The sequence below is a fragment of the Daejeonella sp. genome, from assembly GCF_049655485.1.
In the GTDB taxonomy this organism is placed as follows: domain Bacteria; phylum Bacteroidota; class Bacteroidia; order Sphingobacteriales; family Sphingobacteriaceae; genus Daejeonella.
This window is the reverse complement of sequence record NZ_JBASJU010000093.1, coordinates 1-19,004: the sequence shown is the minus strand read 5'-3', so window position 1 is coordinate 19,004 and position 19,004 is coordinate 1. Positions and strand designations below refer to the sequence as shown.

The 19,004-nt window shown below is 42.2% G+C and carries 12 protein-coding genes; 6 read left to right on the top strand and 6 right to left on the bottom strand.

Annotated elements, in window-relative coordinates:
• The coding region (locus WBJ10_RS03840; RefSeq protein ID WP_424288232.1) for a chemotaxis protein CheB at positions 1-738 on the top strand (738 nt) is incomplete at its 5' end.
• 102 nt (positions 739-840) lie between these two features.
• Positions 841-4,371, top strand: coding sequence for a CheR family methyltransferase (locus WBJ10_RS03835; RefSeq protein WP_424288231.1), 3,531 nt, complete (start codon positions 841-843; stop codon positions 4,369-4,371).
• A gap of 70 nt (positions 4,372-4,441) precedes the next feature.
• Here WBJ10_RS03835 and WBJ10_RS03830 read toward each other — a convergent pair whose 3' ends face one another.
• Positions 4,442-5,845 carry a hypothetical protein gene (locus WBJ10_RS03830; protein ID WP_424288230.1) on the bottom strand — a complete coding sequence of 468 codons (1,404 nt, stop codon included), beginning with the start codon at positions 5,843-5,845 and terminating at the stop codon, positions 4,442-4,444.
• A gap of 179 nt (positions 5,846-6,024) precedes the next feature.
• Positions 6,025-7,116, bottom strand: a complete 1,092-nt coding sequence (locus tag WBJ10_RS03825) for an acyltransferase family protein (RefSeq protein WP_424288229.1) — start codon at positions 7,114-7,116, stop codon at positions 6,025-6,027.
• A gap of 255 nt (positions 7,117-7,371) precedes the next feature.
• On the opposite strand from WBJ10_RS03825, the gene WBJ10_RS03820 reads away from it, so the two are divergent.
• A complete protein-coding gene (locus WBJ10_RS03820) occupies positions 7,372-8,631 on the top strand; it encodes a YaiO family outer membrane beta-barrel protein (protein ID WP_424288228.1) in 1,260 nt (419 codons plus the stop codon).
• On the opposite strand, the gene WBJ10_RS03815 is transcribed toward WBJ10_RS03820, so the two are convergent.
• Positions 8,628-12,089, bottom strand: coding sequence for a sulfatase-like hydrolase/transferase (locus WBJ10_RS03815; protein WP_424288227.1), 3,462 nt, complete (start codon positions 12,087-12,089; stop codon positions 8,628-8,630). The genes WBJ10_RS03820 and WBJ10_RS03815 overlap by 4 nt on opposite strands.
• On the bottom strand, positions 12,086-13,207 hold the full coding sequence (locus WBJ10_RS03810; protein ID WP_424288226.1) for a HEAT repeat domain-containing protein: 1,122 nt from the start codon (positions 13,205-13,207) through the stop codon (positions 12,086-12,088). Before WBJ10_RS03810 ends, WBJ10_RS03815 begins: the two co-directional genes overlap by 4 nt.
• Before the next feature lie 244 nt (positions 13,208-13,451).
• Here WBJ10_RS03810 and WBJ10_RS03805 point away from each other — a divergent pair, with 244 nt between their 5' ends.
• The 3 genes from WBJ10_RS03805 to WBJ10_RS03795 all read left to right on the top strand — a co-directional run bounded on the left by WBJ10_RS03805 (position 13,452) and on the right by WBJ10_RS03795 (position 16,725).
• Positions 13,452-13,922: a carboxypeptidase-like regulatory domain-containing protein gene (locus tag WBJ10_RS03805; protein ID WP_424288225.1), complete on the top strand. Its 471-nt coding sequence runs from the start codon at positions 13,452-13,454 to the stop codon at positions 13,920-13,922.
• Between the two features lie 119 nt (positions 13,923-14,041).
• Positions 14,042-15,871, top strand: coding sequence for an alkaline phosphatase (locus WBJ10_RS03800; RefSeq protein ID WP_424288224.1), 1,830 nt, complete (start codon positions 14,042-14,044; stop codon positions 15,869-15,871).
• A 47-nt stretch (positions 15,872-15,918) separates the two neighbouring features.
• The gene (locus tag WBJ10_RS03795) at positions 15,919-16,725 is read left to right on the top strand and encodes an endonuclease/exonuclease/phosphatase family protein (RefSeq protein ID WP_424288223.1); all 807 of its coding nucleotides are present in this window, start codon (positions 15,919-15,921) and stop codon (positions 16,723-16,725) included.
• Positions 16,726-16,752: 27 nt separating this feature from the next.
• Here WBJ10_RS03795 and WBJ10_RS03790 read toward each other — a convergent pair whose 3' ends face one another.
• Together WBJ10_RS03790 and WBJ10_RS03785 are read right to left on the bottom strand one after the other, a co-directional pair.
• Positions 16,753-18,186, bottom strand: a complete 1,434-nt coding sequence (locus tag WBJ10_RS03790; RefSeq protein ID WP_424288222.1) for an amidohydrolase family protein — start codon at positions 18,184-18,186, stop codon at positions 16,753-16,755.
• Positions 18,187-18,228: 42 nt separating this feature from the next.
• A complete protein-coding gene (locus tag WBJ10_RS03785; protein ID WP_424288221.1) occupies positions 18,229-18,990 on the bottom strand; it encodes an SDR family oxidoreductase in 762 nt (253 codons plus the stop codon).
• Positions 18,991-19,004: the final 14 nt, after the last annotated feature.

Below are 19,004 nucleotides of genomic sequence, written 5' to 3'. Positions count from 1 at the left end.
GATAAAACGCTGTTGATTACCAAGGGCGCACATGAAAACAGGTCACGGCCGGCAATTGATGCTTTGTTTCGTTCTGCTGCAATTACCTTTGGAACGGGAGTTATTGCTGTGCTGCTTACCGGCTATTTGAATGATGGAACATCTGGCATGGATGCCGTAAAAAAATGCGGCGGGATATGCATAGTACAAGATCCTGACGATGCAGACTACCCTGATATGCCCAAAAATGCCCTTAATCAGGTGGACGTAGATTATTGCATGCCCGTTTCACAAATGGGTGGACTCCTTCGCGAACTTGTTCAAACCCCCCTTAAAAAACAAAGAGCTGTCCCGAACGAAATTAGAATTGAAACAGATATTGCTAAACGGGTACTCAGCGATTTGCCTTCTGTCAACGCCCTGGGCAATCAGGTACCTTTCAATTGCCCCGGATGCGGAGGGGTTCTTTGGGAGATCAAGTCTGATGACTCGCTAAGATATCGGTGTCATACTGGACATGCTTACACAGCAAGCTCGCTGGTTGCGGAACAGAATATGAAAATCGAGGAAACCATGTGGACTGCGTTAAGAATGTTCGAAGAAAGAAGAAATTTGCTTTTAACTATATCTAAAACCCAAAAAGGATCAATTGCTAACCTTTCTATCGAAAGGGCTAATATTTCTAAGATACATATTGACCGGATTAAAGCGATCCTGCAATCGAATGACAAGGGTACTGTCAACGATATGCCAGTATAATCTATTTGTAGCAACACGATATATATCGTGTTGATTTTCTTATCTTTAAAAAAACTTTCCAGAATTCAATTCTACTCTCACCACAATATCAAAATCTTGCAAATGCCTATAAAAGAACCCCTCCATATCATTGCTATTGGCGCCTCCGCAGGGGGATTGGATGAAATTAATTCATTCTTTGACCATACGCCAATGGACGGTGTTTCATATATCATTATCCAGCATTTATCTGCGGATTTTAAGAGCCGTATGGTGGAGTTGCTTTCCCGGCATAGTAAGCTGGAGGTAATGGAAGCTGAAGATGGGATAGAAGTAGCCTGCAACAAAGTTTACTTGATTCCGAACGATAAGTATATGGTTATCAGGGACAATAAATTGCACCTGACAAACAAAGAAAGTTCCAGCCCGCCCCACCTGACCATAAATACATTTTTCAAATCGCTTGCAGGCAATAGCGGAAAAAACGCGATTGCTGTTGTTTTTTCAGGCTTAGGTTCAGATGGCACTGCTGGCATCAGGGAAATCAAAAGGCATGGCGGAATGGTGATGGCCAGGAATCCGGAAACTTCAGAGTTTGGAAGCATGCCATCAAATGCGATTGCAAGCGGTATGGTGGATTTTATTTTGGAGCCGGAAGCGATGCCGCGCGCTATCGAAGATTACCTTAAGTTTGAAGGCGAATTATTAACAGACGGACAGCAGGAAGATAAGTACCTGCGTGAAATTGTTCATCTAATAAGTGAAAAGTTGCCCCTCGATTTTTCGGATTATAAAGAAACTACGATACTTCGGAGAACTAAACGTCGGGCTGCTCAAAATAACTTCAACTCGCTTAAAAGTTATCTGGGTTTTCTCAAAGAAGCTCCGGAGGAACTGGATTCTCTTGCAAAGGAATTCCTGATTAGCGTCACCGCTTTTTTTAGAGACAAAGAAGCATTCAAGTATATCAAAGAATACATCCTTCCCGATATCATAGCCCGGCTTGATCCGCTTGAAGAGTTAAAAATCTGGGTCGCAGGCTGCGCCACCGGAGAAGAAGTTTACTCCCTGGCAATCTTGCTGGCCGAGATATTCGACGAAAGCGCCCAGCCCAGGATAGTAAAAATCTTTGCCACAGATATCGACAGTCTGGCACTTGTCCATGCGGGTAAAGGTATTTACAATGAGACTATTGCAAAACAAATCAGCCCAGCCCGTCTGGAAAGGTTCTTTACAAAACAAGGAAGCAGCTACAAAGTCAATCAGGTTATCCGTAAAATGGTCATTTTTGCCCAGCACGACCTGGTGAAGAACCCCCCTTACTGCAATATGCATTTGATTGCCTGCCGTAACCTGTTGATCTATATGACCCCTATACTGCAGGAAAAGATATTTAACATGTTCCTGTTTGGCCTCAAAAAGGACGGTTATCTATTTTTAGGTTCCAGTGAAAACCCTACATCTATTAAACGCAGTTTGGAAGTGGTGAACAAAAAATGGCGGATCTATAAAAACCTGGAAAGCAAGCAGAGTTCTAATTTTGATGCTTATACCATGCCCAATCTCCTGGAGCGCAAATATAAGCCTATTGAAACCCGCGAAAGGCCGTCAAAACCTCTTCAGCACGCAGTTGCCGAAGAAATGTATAATGCATTAGCTCTGAATATGGACTATGTGGCGCTTGCAGTTAATTCAGACCTGGAAGTATTGAATTCTTACGGCGATACCACAAAGTACTTCCTGCCTAAACACTTCATTACCAGCCTGGAAGAGCTACTGCCCCGCTCGCTTGCAATAGCGTTCAAAACCTTGCATACCCAATTTAAAAACACAGGGAAGAAGTCAACAGTTAGGGGGATAGAAATAAAAAATAAAAACCAGGTACGATCCATAAATCTTTCCATAAGCCCGCTTATCATCCACGATGCTGAATTAATTCTGCTTGTATTTAGCGAAAATGAACAGGGATCTTCGGCGTACGGAGACGTTATGGTTTTTGATGAAACAGATTATGTCGATAAATACACCCTCACGATAGAAGACGAGCTTAAAGAGTTGAAACAAAAGCTGCAGGCATCTTATGAACAAATAGACGCATCGAACGAAAATATGCAATCCTTCAACGAAGAACTCATTTCTGCGAACGAGGAAATGCAGAGTACTAATGAGGAAATGCAATCGGTTAATGAAGAGCTGCATACGATCAACTCCGATTATCAGCTCAAAAACAAGGAATTATTTGAGATAAATGATGATCTGAATAATTACTTCCGAAGTAATTTAAATGGACAGCTTTTTATTGATAAGAATCTCAAGTTGATGAAGTTCTCGCCAGGAACAATTAAACAGATCAATTTACTGGAAACGGATATTGGCAGACCAATCAGCAACATTACCACCAATGTAAAATTCGAAACCATTGTAGAAGATATCAAACAGGTGTTGGAACATGGAAGCACCATCACCAAAGAAATTGAAACAAACGACGGCAAATGGTATCAGGTAATGACTATGCCTTACATACAGCAGTCAGATAACAAGCATACTGGGGCAATCGTTACGTTCAATGATATTACTTCATTAAAGGCTATCCAGCAAGAACTTGATAATAGCAGTAAGATGTTAAATATGGCTATAGCTGCGTCTGATATTGCTATATGGGTCATAAATATGAAAACGAAGAAATTTATCCCTACACCCAGGCTGAAGGAAATGTTCGGATTTGCTGCAGATGACGTCATGACCTATGAAAACGCAATTGCGCAAATACACTTGGAACACCAGCCCTTGGTTCGAAGTGCTCTAGAAAAGAGCGTTGCTGATGGCAAAAGACACGATATAGAATTTGCCGTAAACGGTTTTCGTGATAAAAATTTGCGCTGGGTAAGAGTGGTGGGAAATATTTCCATAGACCCGGAAACCAAGGCCGACATATTCACTGGAGTGTTGCATGATATTACCACACATAAAGAAGATGAACTTCGAAAGAACGACTTTATTGCGATGGTAAGCCATGAACTTAAATCGCCAATAACTTCCCTTCAAGCATACTTGCAGATTTCAATTGCTAAAGTTGACAAAATCGAAAACGAGTCAGTTAGCGGGGCGCTGAACAAGGCCCTTACACAGACAAAAAAGATGACCGAACTTATTAATGGTTTTCTGAATGTATCAAGTTTTGAAGCGGGCAAGATTTATCTGACTGAACAAACATTTAAAATAAAGGATCTGATTCAAGAATCAATTGAAGAAATTAAGCTGACGAATGCCAACAGTATTATCAGTATGACAGAATGCTGTGATGTGGAAGTTTACGCAGACAGGAATAAAATAGGACAGGTAATAACAAATGTCCTAAGCAACGCTGTTAAATATTCGCCGGCTCAAAAAGCCATAGAGGTCTCATGTAAAACCGTCGACCACATGCTGCTGGTCAGTATCTCCGACCATGGTATAGGTATAGAAAAACAAGATCAAGCAAAATTATTTGATCGTTATTACCGGGTAGAAAATAAAGACACGAAAAAAGTTGCAGGATTCGGCCTGGGCCTTTATTTATGTTCGGAAATTATCAAAAGGCACCTTGGTAAAATATGGGTGGTAAGTGAATCCGGAAAAGGTTCTACTTTCCATTTCAATCTGCCACTGAGTTAGTCAATATTGGCCTCCAATCGGCTGACTGTAAAAAGACCCCTCCCGCAATGCCAGAGGGGTCTTTTGTTTCTTACTGCCAGTTAACCCAGGCCCCAGCGGCAGCCCAGTTGTCGGTTCCTACTGCCCCGATATGTGATGCTGCAGTAAAGAACGTCGTAAAATCTGAACCACTTAAATTAGCGGCGGTCAATGCCTGAGACCCGGCTACTAAACTTAAATCCGGCGTACTCGCGTATAAGCCTTTCAGCTGGAGTTCGGTGTTGCTAACAACCTTGTTTCTGTTTAATGATTGAGTTTGAAATGCAGCTTGCTGAATGGCAATTGAAGCAACTTCGGGATCAGGAACGATGACTATACCGCTTGGTCCATTGTCATAGGTAAAAGATCTTGTCTGAGTATCAGCATTCACAAGGTTGAACTTAAATTCAGAACCCTGGTTGTTCACTAAAAGCGGTCTAGTTTTAGGACATAACATCAAGCCGCCATTAGAATAACCGGCGATGATCGAATTTTGCACATTAAATCTGGTGTTCTTCCTGATATAAATACCCTGGCTCAAACGGGTCACGTCGGTATCTGTCACCTGGGGGCCTATGATCGGCATGTTAGAAATTATTGGCCTGGTATATGGCATGGCTTCGGTAGCATCTTTATCATTTAAACTCTCCATGCCATGGGCCCGAATAGCAACGGTTGAAGCATTTGGATTATAAGAGATGACAAATTGCAATTTTCCGGTATATCCGCGATCAAAATCAAAGTTATCATCGCCATTATCATAAGCGATCAGGTATTTCGCATTTACCTTACCCCCTACGAACTGAAAGGCATCATCACGCGAATGCTTTACCATAACGTTCTCTATAGTAGTACCCGAGCCAACACCGTTCAGGCTTAAACCGCTGGTCATATCGACCTCCCATTCTTCTTCCTGAGCAGGATTTAGGCCGCCTGCGTATTCTATACGCAGAAATTTGATCGAACCAGAATTATCGGTATCCTCAGTTCCGCCGAATTGCGTATTAGTGTTGGCAGTATGGCCGGCAAGGTTAAGCATTCCGCCGGTGCCATTGGTTTTTGCTTTACCCATTACAATTATTCCAATCCAGTCGCCAGGAGCTTTTACGGAGGCTGCTGATGTAAACACAACCGGTTTATCTTTCGTTCCGTTAATATTTATCGTGGAACCTTTGGTGATGATCAGGGCTCCTTTTTCGGAAGCTGAAGCCGCAGATTCTACCAAAACCTGGGTGCCGGCAGGGATCGTCAATACCGAGTTATTCAGTACGGTCACGCGGCCTTTTAACGTATAAGTCGAATTTTCCTTCAGACTAAGACTGGTCTTAATCTCACCACTCAGTACGAGGTTTTCAGGAGCTGTTACCGGATCAACCGGAGAGTCTTTCTTACAGGAGGTAAAACCTAGAACTAAAACCAGGTTTGCAATTAATACAGATTTAAAGGTGTTCTTCATTTTCTTTTAATTTGGGTTAATTTCTAAATATGCTTCACAACCTCAGTTAAAGATCACCTACTATGCCAAACACAAAAAACTGCCAATTTATGATCGGGAATTTCAATCCAATGTCTTAATACCGAAGACAAACCTTTATTGATAACTGATCGTGAGTTCTTTTGTTTGATAGCTAAAAACTAGTGTCCAACAATCCAACGGTATTTCTCAGACCTGACCAAATAATGGACGATCAGCCAGGTTAGAAATAACACGACTACAAAATAGATCACTTGCAACAGAAGCAAAGTCCAGGTTGATACACCTGAGAGGGAGTTTATACGATTGCTAAACAAGTAGGTAAATTTCAAAATAATAATACTGTTGATGAGATAGATCCCAAAAACAATCTTCCTTGGCCTCAAACGATTTATACTCGGGATTTCTCCTAGTTTTATCAGCGCCACAAAGAAAACAAGAGAGAAAGCTATATTGATCAGGCGGTTGGATGCGTAGGGATCCTTTACCTCCTGTACTAAAAGATTGTATCCATCATAAGCCGCCGCACTGAACAGAACTGCCAACAGAGGGACTAGCACAAACCAGCTGATTTCCTTTACTTTCTTTATATTATCATCCCAGCGGCTTTGAATCTGAAATCCCAGCCAGATAAAAAATGTATACGAAAATACTGCCTTGCTGTGTAACGTGTCAATCCAGCCTCCGTAAAAGTTCAGGGCATAGAAAAAGGTTGCCAGGAGTAGGACAATCCCAAAATTGAAATTAGAAGAATAGCGCTTAAAAATAATCAATATGATCATCCCGATCAGATAGGTATAGATGAACCAGTAAGGGCCATGTATCATTAGGGAGAGCATGATGTTGTATGCTATCTGCATTAAATGGCCTGCGTCCCATCTAAACTCGATCTCCTTGGTATATAACTGAAGGATGAACAGCAGAACAGCGTTAATAAGCACTATTAAAATCCAGGGAGCATAAACCCGCGGGAAACGTTCAACCAGGTAGCTTTTAATATTATAATGCTTTAATTTGGAATTCATTAAAATTCCTGATACGATAAAAAACACTATCGTGCTAATAGCTCCAATCTGAATTACGATGACTTTAAGGAACTCCCCGGCTGCATCCCTGGGGACGTCTGAATACCATTCGGGAAAAAGAGAATGCGACCATACAATGATGGATATGGTCAGAAAACGGATTGTATCTAACTGAGAATAGTTAACCTTTTGAGGCTTAATTTCAGAAGTTCGGGCAGTGGTTTCCATGAAAACTTTATTTTTCTATTAAATGCGGTACCATTGTTCTTTTCTACTAAAATCGTTGAGCTCATCGTTAAGGCGCGGGCGTTACAGCACCTTTATTTAACAACAAGGAAGCAGGTTAAAATGTTTAGCTCCAGAAGCTTCTAAGCGCATAGTATTGTTAATTTTACAATTTCTGGTTTATAAAATATAAGTTTGTTTACTGGTCATTCAATAATTGGAAAATACCGATATTGCAGCGTAACTCCACGAACCCTCATGACCAGGCCTTTAATACGCATTCTGTTTGTCTTAATCATATTCGTCCTGTATGGTTTCTCCGCACTTGCGCAGGAAACCCAATACACCTCGGATCAGCTTTTTGCATTAGCCAGAACAGAGGCTTTTGAGAATAAGAACTATCCAAAGGCGATTGCCCTCACAAAACAAGCTCTTGTAAAAAGTCCTGATTATGCGGATATCCGAATCTTCCTGGGACGCTTATACACCTGGTCGGATAAACCTGATAGTGCAAGGGTGGAATTCAGCCGGGTTATTCAAAGCAGTCCTGACTATAAAGACGTTTACCTGGCTTATGGCTCCCTTGAGTTTTGGAATGACCGACCGGATACGGCTCTGGTACTGACCAACAAAGGCCTGCTTATCGATCCAAAATCGGAGGATTTGCTTTTATTGAAAGCGCGTATTTTAAAAGACAAGAAGTTATTCAAGGCTTCTGATGAAGTCCTGAGTGAATTGCTCGCAATCAATCCTAAAAACCCTGTCGCCAGAAGCCTGAGTATTCAAAGTGGAAGCCTGGGCAGCCAGAATAAAGTGGGAATCAGCTACGACTATGTCACTTTCGATAAACAGTTCGACAAACCCTGGCACATGGCGAGCCTGGATTACGGACGGCAGACAGGCTTTGGATCCCTAATCGGCAGGCTTAATTTTGCGAACCGCTTCGAGACCAGCAGCACGCAGTTTGAAGTGGATCTTTATCCCAGGATCTCAAAAACATTTTACGCTTATGTCAGCGGAGCTGTTTCAAATAATTCCGGGGTATTTCCTCAATACCGTACAGGTTTCTCGCTTTATGCAAATTTGCCTGCGTCATTTGAAGCCGATGCAGGCTTTCGGATGCTTGATTTTGGGGATGAAACCTGGATCTATACGGTAGCAATCGGGAAATATTATAAAAACTACTGGTTCAACCTGAGAACGTATCAGACACCTTCCAACAGTTCAGTTTCATCTTCTTTAGCTCTGGCGGTGCGGTATTATTTTGGCGGTGCCGACGACTATCTTTCATTCGGTGCCGGATCGGGACTGTCGCCGGATAATCAGCGGAATACGTTATTGTATAATAACGGAAGCACCTATAAGCTAAAATCCAATAACCTTAGTGTCGGTCTTAGAAAATCTTTTAATACGTCTAATATCCTCGGCCTAAGGGCCTCCTTCGAAAATCAGGAATATCTTAAGGATACCCGGGGGAACCAGGTAGAAGTAGGAATCGCGTTTATAAAAAGATTTTAAGGGCTGATTTTGCCGGTAAATTTTCGGTAGATGGAATCAGGTATCAGTTTAACCCCGGGTTTTAACAATCTATTTCGTCTCCTGAATGCCGCTGCCCTTTGCATAACCTGGTTTTTAACTTTCTCGTTTATAACTTTCCCCTCATCCATCCCGTAATAAATTTGAAAGAGGTCATCTCCGTTGAGATGATAATTTCCAAGCACAAAGTCGCGGTTCTCCGTCTTGCTTTGCATCATTGAAATAAACCGGTTGTGGTGAAGACCGCGAAGCGTATCCAGGCCCTCTCCCAGCCAGGTATTAAACTTCGGTACCTTAAGAGAATAACTATTCTTGAGGGGTGAAAGTAATGAAGGGGTGATGTCATTATGGCTCGATATAGCCGAAAAGCGTTTGGCACGTTTTAGCATCGGAGAATAAATCATCATGGGTACATGGAAACGATCGATTTTGGTACTCATCGGAATCTCCGGCATCCGGTGGTCACCTGTAATGATGAAAATAGTATGGGCAAAATCGGGCCGTTTGCGATACTCCTGCATAAATTCCCTAAGGGCATCATCCATGTAGAGAATGCTGGAGTATTGGTCTTTAAATTGCCGGTATTCTTCCTTCTTTTGATCATTGAAACCCATGCGCCCAAGACGCCTTTCAAAGATTGCCTTATAGGACGGCTGATCATTAATTTGAAAAGAATTATGTGTAGAAACTGTCAAAAACACCTTTAAATAAGGTCTTTGTTCGGATTTCCGGCTGGCAAGGATATCGTGATAACGGAATAGTTCTTTGTCGCCATATCCCCAGGTAAAGTTATTAAAGAGAGGTAACTTCCTATAACCTTTGGGAAAGGACTTTTCCTGAACGATTTGGTCGATTCCCTGATTCTGGAGGAAATTTTGCATCCCATCGAATTTGGCATCACCTCCATAATAAAAGGATGTATGATAACCATTATGTTCAAGCAGGCTGATAAGACTTAAATGTTGCGGCAGGGGTTTCTCCTCTGCAAATCCATTCGTACCAAAAGGCAGTAAACCCAGGACTGCCGGAAGCACAGCAAATGTCGTCCCGCCCTGGCTCAGGAAATTTTCCCAGTAAAGTGATTGCTTCGAAAGCGAATCGAGAAAAGGGGTAAAACTCCCCAAATTGGCTCCCTCGTTTGAATAAGCCCTCCCCAAACCTTCCAGCAACAAGATCACTATATTCGGCGGACTGCTATCGATATTGAAATATGGACTGAGTACATCACGGTTCAGGTCTTTGTGCAGAAAAGGGTAGTTTTCCGGATCCACATACTCAAACAGCGTATTCTCTTTAGCCAACTGCCTCTCTGGCAAAATAAAATCGCTGCCTCCAGTGAGGTAGTCCAAACTGGAGCTCAAAAAATAATCCGATTTATTGAGCACCATCAGATTCTCAAAGTCGGTTTTAAACCCAGATGCAGGGCTTTCCTTAATTTCCCCTGAAAATATCGTCCATAAAGAAAGGACGGGCAAAAATATGGTGAAAATTCCCGGGAGATTAATGCGTCTTGAGCCATAATGGAGGATCACCCCTATCAGCAGCACAAAAAACGCTGTACCTAAAAAAGCCGTATAAGTTAAAGCCCCGGAGCTCCCTAAAGTCTGCTTTATCTCCGCCTGTGAATACCCAAAAACATCAGATGCCAGCAGGATTCCCGTTTTATGATAATAGAAAATCAAACCGGCATGGAGAAGGGCTATTAAAACCACGCAGCCTGAAAGGAAAGCCCTGGCAAACCTTAAAGAGTAAAACTGTATCAGAATAAAAGGTATGAACAGGAAGATCAACGATTTTGCGAAGAAGATCAAATCATTATAAATACTGTAAGAGATGAATTTCAACACCAGTGATTTTGCGTTCCCTGAACTCAGAAATAAAGCACCTTCAATCATACTAAACGAAATCAAAATCATCAGCCAAAGCAGCGCTATCGTCGAAAAAACCCTTCCAGACTCATTCAAACCCGTTCTTAAAACCGGTTTCTGTCCGGGTGCAGGAACTGCGCCCGGTGCCCCAGGCGCCCCCTTTTTGTGGAATCCGGCCCGGGTCATTTCACCCCAGGAATTCTTTTTTCGGATTAAGTCTATGGTACCCCGGACAGCTGCCCAAACTCCCATGGGATGGGTCACAAAAGGCTCAGTAAAGGCTGTTCGTATTAATCCCCGCATATCCTTTGGTGAAGTGTACTGGTTATACGATCTCACTTCCATGAGAATTGCAAACAGGGAATAAAGCACACCAAAACTGTATACGAAAAAAAGAAGCGACAGGAAATAGGTGTAGTCTACCAGCCCGAAGATGGCACAGACCGTGAAATAGATCATCCCACCAAATTCAACCAGCGGCGCCATCATTTCAAAGAGAAACCAGTAGGGAAAACTTAGCATACCTATCACCCCGTATCTGGGATTCAGGAACATAACACGGTGTTTATAGAGGGTTTCAATAGTTCCGCGCATCCATCGGTTCCGCTGCCGGCTCAGGATTTGGTCCGATGCTGGTGCTTCTGTCCAGCATAGAGGGTCGGGGATAAAAGCCACACTATAGGGCAATTTTTGTTCCTGCATATAGCGGCGCATACGAACCAGTAACTCCATATCCTCTCCCACCGTCCCATGGTCATAGCCACCGCACTTAATTACAATCTCTTTATCAAAGGCGCCAAATGCACCGGAAATAAGTAAGAGCCCGCTCAAACGGCTCCAGGCCATACGGCCTAACAGAAAGGCTCTGATGTACTCCAGGGTCTGCATACGCGGAAGCGCCTCGTCTGGAAGGCGGACTTTTACCAAGCGCCCGTCGGTTACCTGACAACCGTTCACAATTCGGACAACCCCTCCAGCTGCGATGACCCTTTTGTCGCCCGTTTCCAGAAAAGGCTTTACCAGTTTTAATATAGAATCCTGTTCCAGGATACAATCTACATCAATGCATACAATATAATCATAAGAGGAAATGTTAATTCCAACATTTAGGGCATCGGCCTTACCCCCGTTTACTTTGTCGACTACGATCAGCTTATTATAAATCGGGTTTTTGCTCTTATAAACTCCCCTAATCTCTTTGGTCTTTATTTGCTCGTTGACATAAAAATTAGCTTTATACAAATCATAAGCCCCGGTGAGCAGTTCCATGGAATTATCCTTGCTCCCATCGTTGACAATAATAACTTCCAGGCTATTGTAAAAAATAGAGAGCAGCGATCGGGCGTTTTCGACAATATTTGCTGCTTCGTTATATGCTGGTGCAATGATAGTGATAGCCGGGGCTTCCGGAGAGCTCGCCAGCAGCCGATAATTCGTAAAGCTGTTCTTTAAAAGATATTTTTTTAATTCCCCCCTTGAATAAAGCCCAATAAAGATGTAGCCACACATCAGGATTATCGCATAGATGAGAAATATGGAGGAAACAATGTCGAAGAAGGCATCCCAGTTCATCGCTCTTCCTCCTCCTTAACTTGCGCTATAATTTCCTTTAAGGTATGGGCTTCTGTATCTTTAAACCTATGCAGGTGTTCCTGTCCTTCAATGCCAGACTTCTGCAAAGCACGGGCGGCTTCCAGCCTGATATCAAAGTTCGGATCTTGAAGCGCTTTCCCGAAAAATTCAATTTCATTACCCGAGGCTATGCTCTGTAGGACTTTTAGAATAGCGACCTTATTTAAGGGAGTTTCTGTGGGATAGAACTCCAATAATACCGGCACCGCATCCGGGCTCGGCAGCACTTTAATAGCCGCAATTGCATGAAAGCGGACTTCCGAACTTTTATGGAACATGCATCCCAAAACTTGTTCAAAAAGCTCAAATCGGTGAAAACTGCGAATTAATTTGAGGGCAAAGATCACAACAGAATCATTTGGCGATGTGAGCCAATCGTCAATATCCTTAAATTCCTCATGCGGTAAAAGCGACAATTCGTCGATCATTTTCATTTGCTGCCATTCACTCAATTGGTATTTAGACTTAACGAGAAAGTGCAGCCCTTCAAAACCAGAAAAACGCATGATTGCATCCTGAGCTTCCATTCGGATTAAATCGTGCTCATCATTTATATATTGGTGAAGCAAATTCTCGTATTCGCTCAGCTTCATGAAACCTATCAGGTCCAGTGCAATCGCCTGCTTATGCCACACTGAAGTGCTTAACATCCTCAATATATCTATTTCAAATCCCAGCTGCCGAAACAACCGGATTAAATTCTCTGCCGCTGTGCCGGATACACTCCGTTTTGCAGAAACGATTTGATGCATCAGCCGGTTACGGAAGGTTGCATGACGCAACATCGATCGAAGCATTTTCGGGACCCGCATCTTTCCCATTTTAATATCCAGGACATCAACTCCTGAATCAGGAGTGTCATTTTCCTCGAAAAAAATAGCCTCCATGATCACATTTTCGGAAATGTGGTCCCATTTCTTAAGACGCGCTGCCTGCCATTGAAGCACACGCTGATAGATCACAAGAAAGATCAATAATAAAACGATCAGGACTACTAAGACACTAGCCGCGAGAATTGGCCATGTAGCTTCATGTAAAAACCTTCCTAATAATTCCAAGTTCTTTAGAAATTCAAATATTATATAATGGGGGCTTTCCTAATTGCCGATCAGCGCAGATTCAAAAGTAATTCAATTGCACCAAATTCCGTGCGCTCCAGAAAAAATCACTTAAGACCTAATATAGGAATTTACCACTTGTACGCATTTCTTAACATAGAGTTCTTGTTAAGATTTTATCGCCTTTACCTGGGAAGGATACCTTTGGACCATTCAGAATGAACAAAAATTAATACAAGAATCTATGGAAATTAAGCAACGAAAACCTTACCACTTACTGAAATTCAGCATTTTAGTCGTACTATTTAATCTTATTCCTTTGGTACAAACTTATGGTCAATCGACCACCAGAGTTCTTACCGGAGTTGTCACCGACAAGGTTAGCAATGAATCTTTGCCTGGAGCCATCGTTTCTGCCGAAATATCAGGTAAATCTACTTCAACTGATTCGCAAGGCAGATTTTCACTTGAGGTATCGCCGAATGATAAGGTTACGATCAAAATGATGGGCTATGTGTATCAGACGATATCGATAACAGATCAAAGAAGCTTGAACGTAGTGTTGGATTTCGCTTCTTCCGATTTAGCGGAAGTGGTTGTTGTAGGTTATGGTACACAAAAGAAAGTCAACCTGACAGGATCTGTTGCAAGTGTAAGCGCTGAAGATTTACAGGGTCGCCCGGTAACCGCTTTATCAACAGCACTGCAAATCTAGGCCAAAATCCCGGTTGGTAAACTAAATTTACAGCTCTGGATTTTCTCAAGAAGAAACAGATCAATTTACCTGATCTGTTTCTTCTTGTTATATTGCACCATACATTATCCTTCCACATAATGAAAAACATTTTAACATTATTATTGATAGGGTTTAGTTTTTTAGGTTATTCGCAAGACAGGCCCTATACTAATTCCAATGCACATTCTCATAACGATTATAGAAACAACATTCCGTTTTACCGGGCTTACCATCAGGGATTTGGATCTATCGAAGCCGATATCTTCCCCTTGCAGGGAGAGCTGGCTGTAGCGCATGATAAAAAAGACGTCAATATAAATCAAACCCTCACGAAGCTGTACCTTAATCCCATCCTTGATGTACTTAGTAAGGACCCGCAAAGAAAACTGCGGCTATTAATCGACATCAAGGAAAATCATCTTGAGGTCTTGCCAATACTTATCAATCAATTACAAGCTCTTAGAAATTTAATCTCCACTCCTCTTGCCGATAAACAACTCAGCATAGTAATCAGTGGCAACCGCCCAAAACCAGCCGATTTCTATAAGTACCCCGATTATATATTTTTTGATCACGACCTTTCCTCCAATCTTACGGCGGATCAGGCAAAGCGCGTGGGACTTGTTAGTGTCCCTTTTCCCAGATTCACTAAATGGAACGGCCTGGGGGCTTTGACACCAGCTGATGAACAACGCGTTAAGGCTGTGATCGATAGCGCCCATCAACTGAAAAAACAGATTAGATTTTGGGCAGCTCCCGACACCAAGACAGCCTGGCTGACTCAAATGAATCTTGGGGTGGATGTAATTGGCACAGATAAAATAGAAGACTTAGGTGATCTTTTAATGAACTTGTCAAAGAGTACCTATCGTCAGGAAAGCGTTGTTCCGACCTATAAACCCACTTACCGTTCAGACGGGAAACCCGGCAAAGTAAAAAACATTATTTTCCTGATTGGTGATGGGATGGGCCTTGCACATAGTTACAGTGCTTATACAGCGAACCACGGCAAACTAAATTTGTTCCAGATGCAGAATATTGGCCTGTCAATCACAACTCCAGCTAACGCCTACGGAACAGACTCTGCTGCGGGAGCTACAGCCATGGCCACAGGAGAAAAAACCAATAACAGATACATTGGAATCGATCCAAAAGGAAAGCCCCTGAAGTCTATTATGTCCTTTGCTTCCGAAGCAGGAAAGAAAACAGCAATCATCGTTTCTGAATCCATTACCGGCGCCACCCCTTCTTCGTTTTACGCCCATCAGACTGAAAGAGATGAATTACTGGCAATTGCCAATGATTTGCCAGATGCAGGAATTGATATCGTTGTAGCATCTGGGATGAAGGTGCTAAACACTCCCTTAAACGGTACAAGTACTTATCAAAAGCTGCAGAGTAAAGGCTATGCGACCATAAATACCATGGACGAACTAATGCGCTCGGAAGCAGATAAAATCGTCGCTATTATGGCCGACAGCGTAACGAGAAATGTTCTTGATGGAAGAGGGCCTTATCTCTCTAATGCTTTCACGAAAGTGACCAATATCTTGAAGAAGAATCCCAAAGGTTTCTTTATGATGCTGGAAGGATCTAAAATCGACGGCGGCGGGCATAGCAATAATTTACCTATGCTGATTACAGAAAGCCTGGATTTTGATCAGGTAGTGGGCGAAGCTCTCCGCTTTGCCGATGAAAACGGGGAAACTTTAGTAGTAGTTACTGCTGACCATGAGTGTGGCGGACTAACGCTTCTTAATGGCAATATCGAAAAAGGAGAAGTTATAGCAGAATTCGCGACTAACGATCATACGGGAATTCCGGTACCTGTGTATGCGTATGGGGTTCATGCTAATGAGTTCCGTGGAATTTATCAAAATACAGAACTTTTTAAGAAGATACAAAGCCTTCTTCAATCATCAAAATAATGATTGAAGTGAATATTTAGAAATTGATCTATACTATCTCAAAAGCAATGAATAAAATTTTTCCGATACTATTTTTAATCCTCATTACGGCATGCTCCCAAAAAAGCACACCTGTAAAGTCAAACAAACAAGCAAGCAGCATCATTCGTGTGATGGCTTATAATGTTCATCATTGTAATCCTCCTGCCCAGCCAGGCATTATTGACATAAAAGCAATAGCTGATGTAATCACCCAGCAAAACCCCGACTTAGTGGCCTTACAGGAAATTGATGTAAATACCAAAAGGTCTGGGAAGTTTAACCAGGCTGAAGAACTGGCAAAACTAACCGGTATGAAATATTTCTTCGGTAAAGGTATTGATTACGAAGGCGGAGAATATGGTGTAGCCATTCTTTCAAAATACGATATATCCGACATGAAGGTACATCGATTGCCAACGCAAGAAGGAACCAAAGGAGAGCCAAGAGTGTTAACCACAGCTAAAATCAATTATCCGGGTGCCGTAATTCGTTTCGGAAGCACACATCTAGATGCACAAAAAGCAGATACAAACCGAAAATTACAAATCCAGGAAATCAACCGGATCGCCGCTGAAGAGACCTTGCCTTTTATCATAGCCGGCGACTTTAACGACGTACCTGGTTCTGCAGTTATTAATGAGCTCGACAAGCAATTCACCCGGACTTGCCAGCAGTGTGATCCTACCATCCCAATAATAAATCCTAAAAAAGCAATTGATTTTATTGGATTTAACCCTTCCAGCAAGTTTAAGGTGGTTCAAACAAGAGTACTTAACGGTGTTAACGCTTCAGATCATTTGCCGGTGGTGGCGGAGATTAGAATTGTGCGGTAATGCTTTGCCTTCTTTAAGCAGAGGTCATTACCGTTTAATTGAATTTAATAATTTATCAAGCTCAAGCCTGTTATACGCTTTCCCATTTGAAATTACCATGTTGATTTGATCAATGGCCTGTATGTTGTTTAGAGGATTTGTATCGAGCACAATTAAATCAGAAGATTTTCCTCTTGCCAGGCTGCCATAAAATTCATTAACCCCCATAAACCTTGCACCATTTATTGTTGCCGATTGTAAAGCTTGCGCCGGCGTGAGCCCCGATGCTACCAATAGCTTCAATTCCTCATGCAGAGACTCTCCGGGATATACGTATGAATTGTAGGCACCGCAGTCAGAACCTGCCATAATATTAATCCCCCGGCGTTGCATCTGTGGAATTAGCGAACTTGCTTTGAGCGCATATTTTTTAGAAAAGGCTGTAGACTCGTCCGAAGCCCTTTTTGCGCTATTTACACGCCCTGCATAAGTAGCTTGTAACTTGGAATCAATATAAGGCAGTAGTTTATCCGCTGAATGATCCGTTTCCTTTATCGCATTTAATGTCTTTGAGATAAAAAGTGTGGGTACAAGTGAAAACTTTCTTTTTCCCAGGTATCTGAATAAACGATCTGCAGTTTTTGCGTCGTAGGTGTTGTATATAGATGGAAGTGCCGCAAACAAGCCAATTGGCCTTGCCGTATTCTCACTTTGGATAATTGCATTGGTAATGCTGTCTTCTTTACTTGAGCAGGCTTTAAAGATATAATACAAGTGTTCGGATGCATCCAGACCGCGCTCAACTGCATCCTTTAACTTAACGGAATAAGGCATATGTCCCGAGGTGGTCAGCCCTCTGTTCTCAGCCTGAGTAATGATATCCAGGAATGTCTGCCCTGAAATCTTACTTTCATAAATCTTCACAAAATCAACATTGATCTTTTGGAGCGAATCAAGCGCCTTCGTAACCTGTTCAGGTGTTTCCACCTCCAGCGAACCCGCCCAGGTGCTTTTCGGCCCGTCAATTTTCGGCCCGGAGGTAAAAATCCTGGGCCCTGCTAATGTGCCTTCTGTTATTTGCTTGCGCCAGTTCATGACGGAGGGCGTCATGTCGCCGCCGCACTCCCTCACAGTTGTGATGCCATAAGAAAGGAACAAGGGTAAAAGATCTTTATTTGCCTGAATCAGACCATCCCCGCCACGGAAATGCACATGCATATCCCATAAACCAGGCATTACATATTTGCCCGACAGGTCAATATAACGGTCTGCCTTGTATTGCTTAACTTTTTTTGTATCATCAATAGCTTTTATCGTGTCCCCGGAAATAGCAATCAAACGTTTGTAAGCGATTTTACCGGTTGTTACATTTACAACACTTGCATTCTCCAAAACCAACGAATAAGTATTCGTTTGAGTTTGTGAAAAACAGGTACAGGATACACTGAGTGCAATAAGAGTTAGGAAAATTATCTTCATCATAGAGGTAGATTGTTAAAATCAGAATGAAAAATTAAGCTACAACTAATGCCCCTTAATCCAGCCTCCATCAACTGCTAATGACTGACCTGTAATATAACTTGCACGTTCACTTACTAAGAATGCGGCGGCGGCAGCAAATTCTTCGGGTGTTCCGAACCGTTTCATCGGGATGGTATCTTTTACCTCGATTACTTTTGGATTTTTATGAATAAGATTTTCGAGCCGGTTTGTATTTGTGTATCCCGGCAACAAATTATTTACCGTTATACCATGTAAAGCGACTTCGTTAGACAAGCTTTTTACCAAACCTAATAAACTTGTTCGTACAGCATTTGACGAAATTAAGTTGTCGGCTGGTTGTTTGACGGCAACAGAACTTATAGTTAATATACGTCCGAAACCTTTTTCCTTCATACCCGGCAAGACCTGTTGAATGATATCAACAGCACTTAAGAACAGTAAATTATAGAGGTGTTTCCAATCATCTAAACTAAATTGTTCGAAACTACCGCTTGCCGGTCCACCGGTATTCGTTACTAAAATTTCAATAGCACCAAATGCCTTTACACTTTGCTCCACGAGGTTTTTTCGCTGGCTTTCATCGGTAATGTCACATACAAATGATTTCACACTATTTGGCGCAAAGACTTCGATATAGGCTTTAGTTGATTCTAATGCCGCTTCGTCAGTACCGCAAATAATTACTTTGGCACCTTCTTTTGCCAATTCAATTGCAACAGCCTTACCCAGGCCTTTGCTCGATGCTAATACTAAGGCAACTCTGTTTTGAATTCCTAAATCCATCTTAAAAATTTATA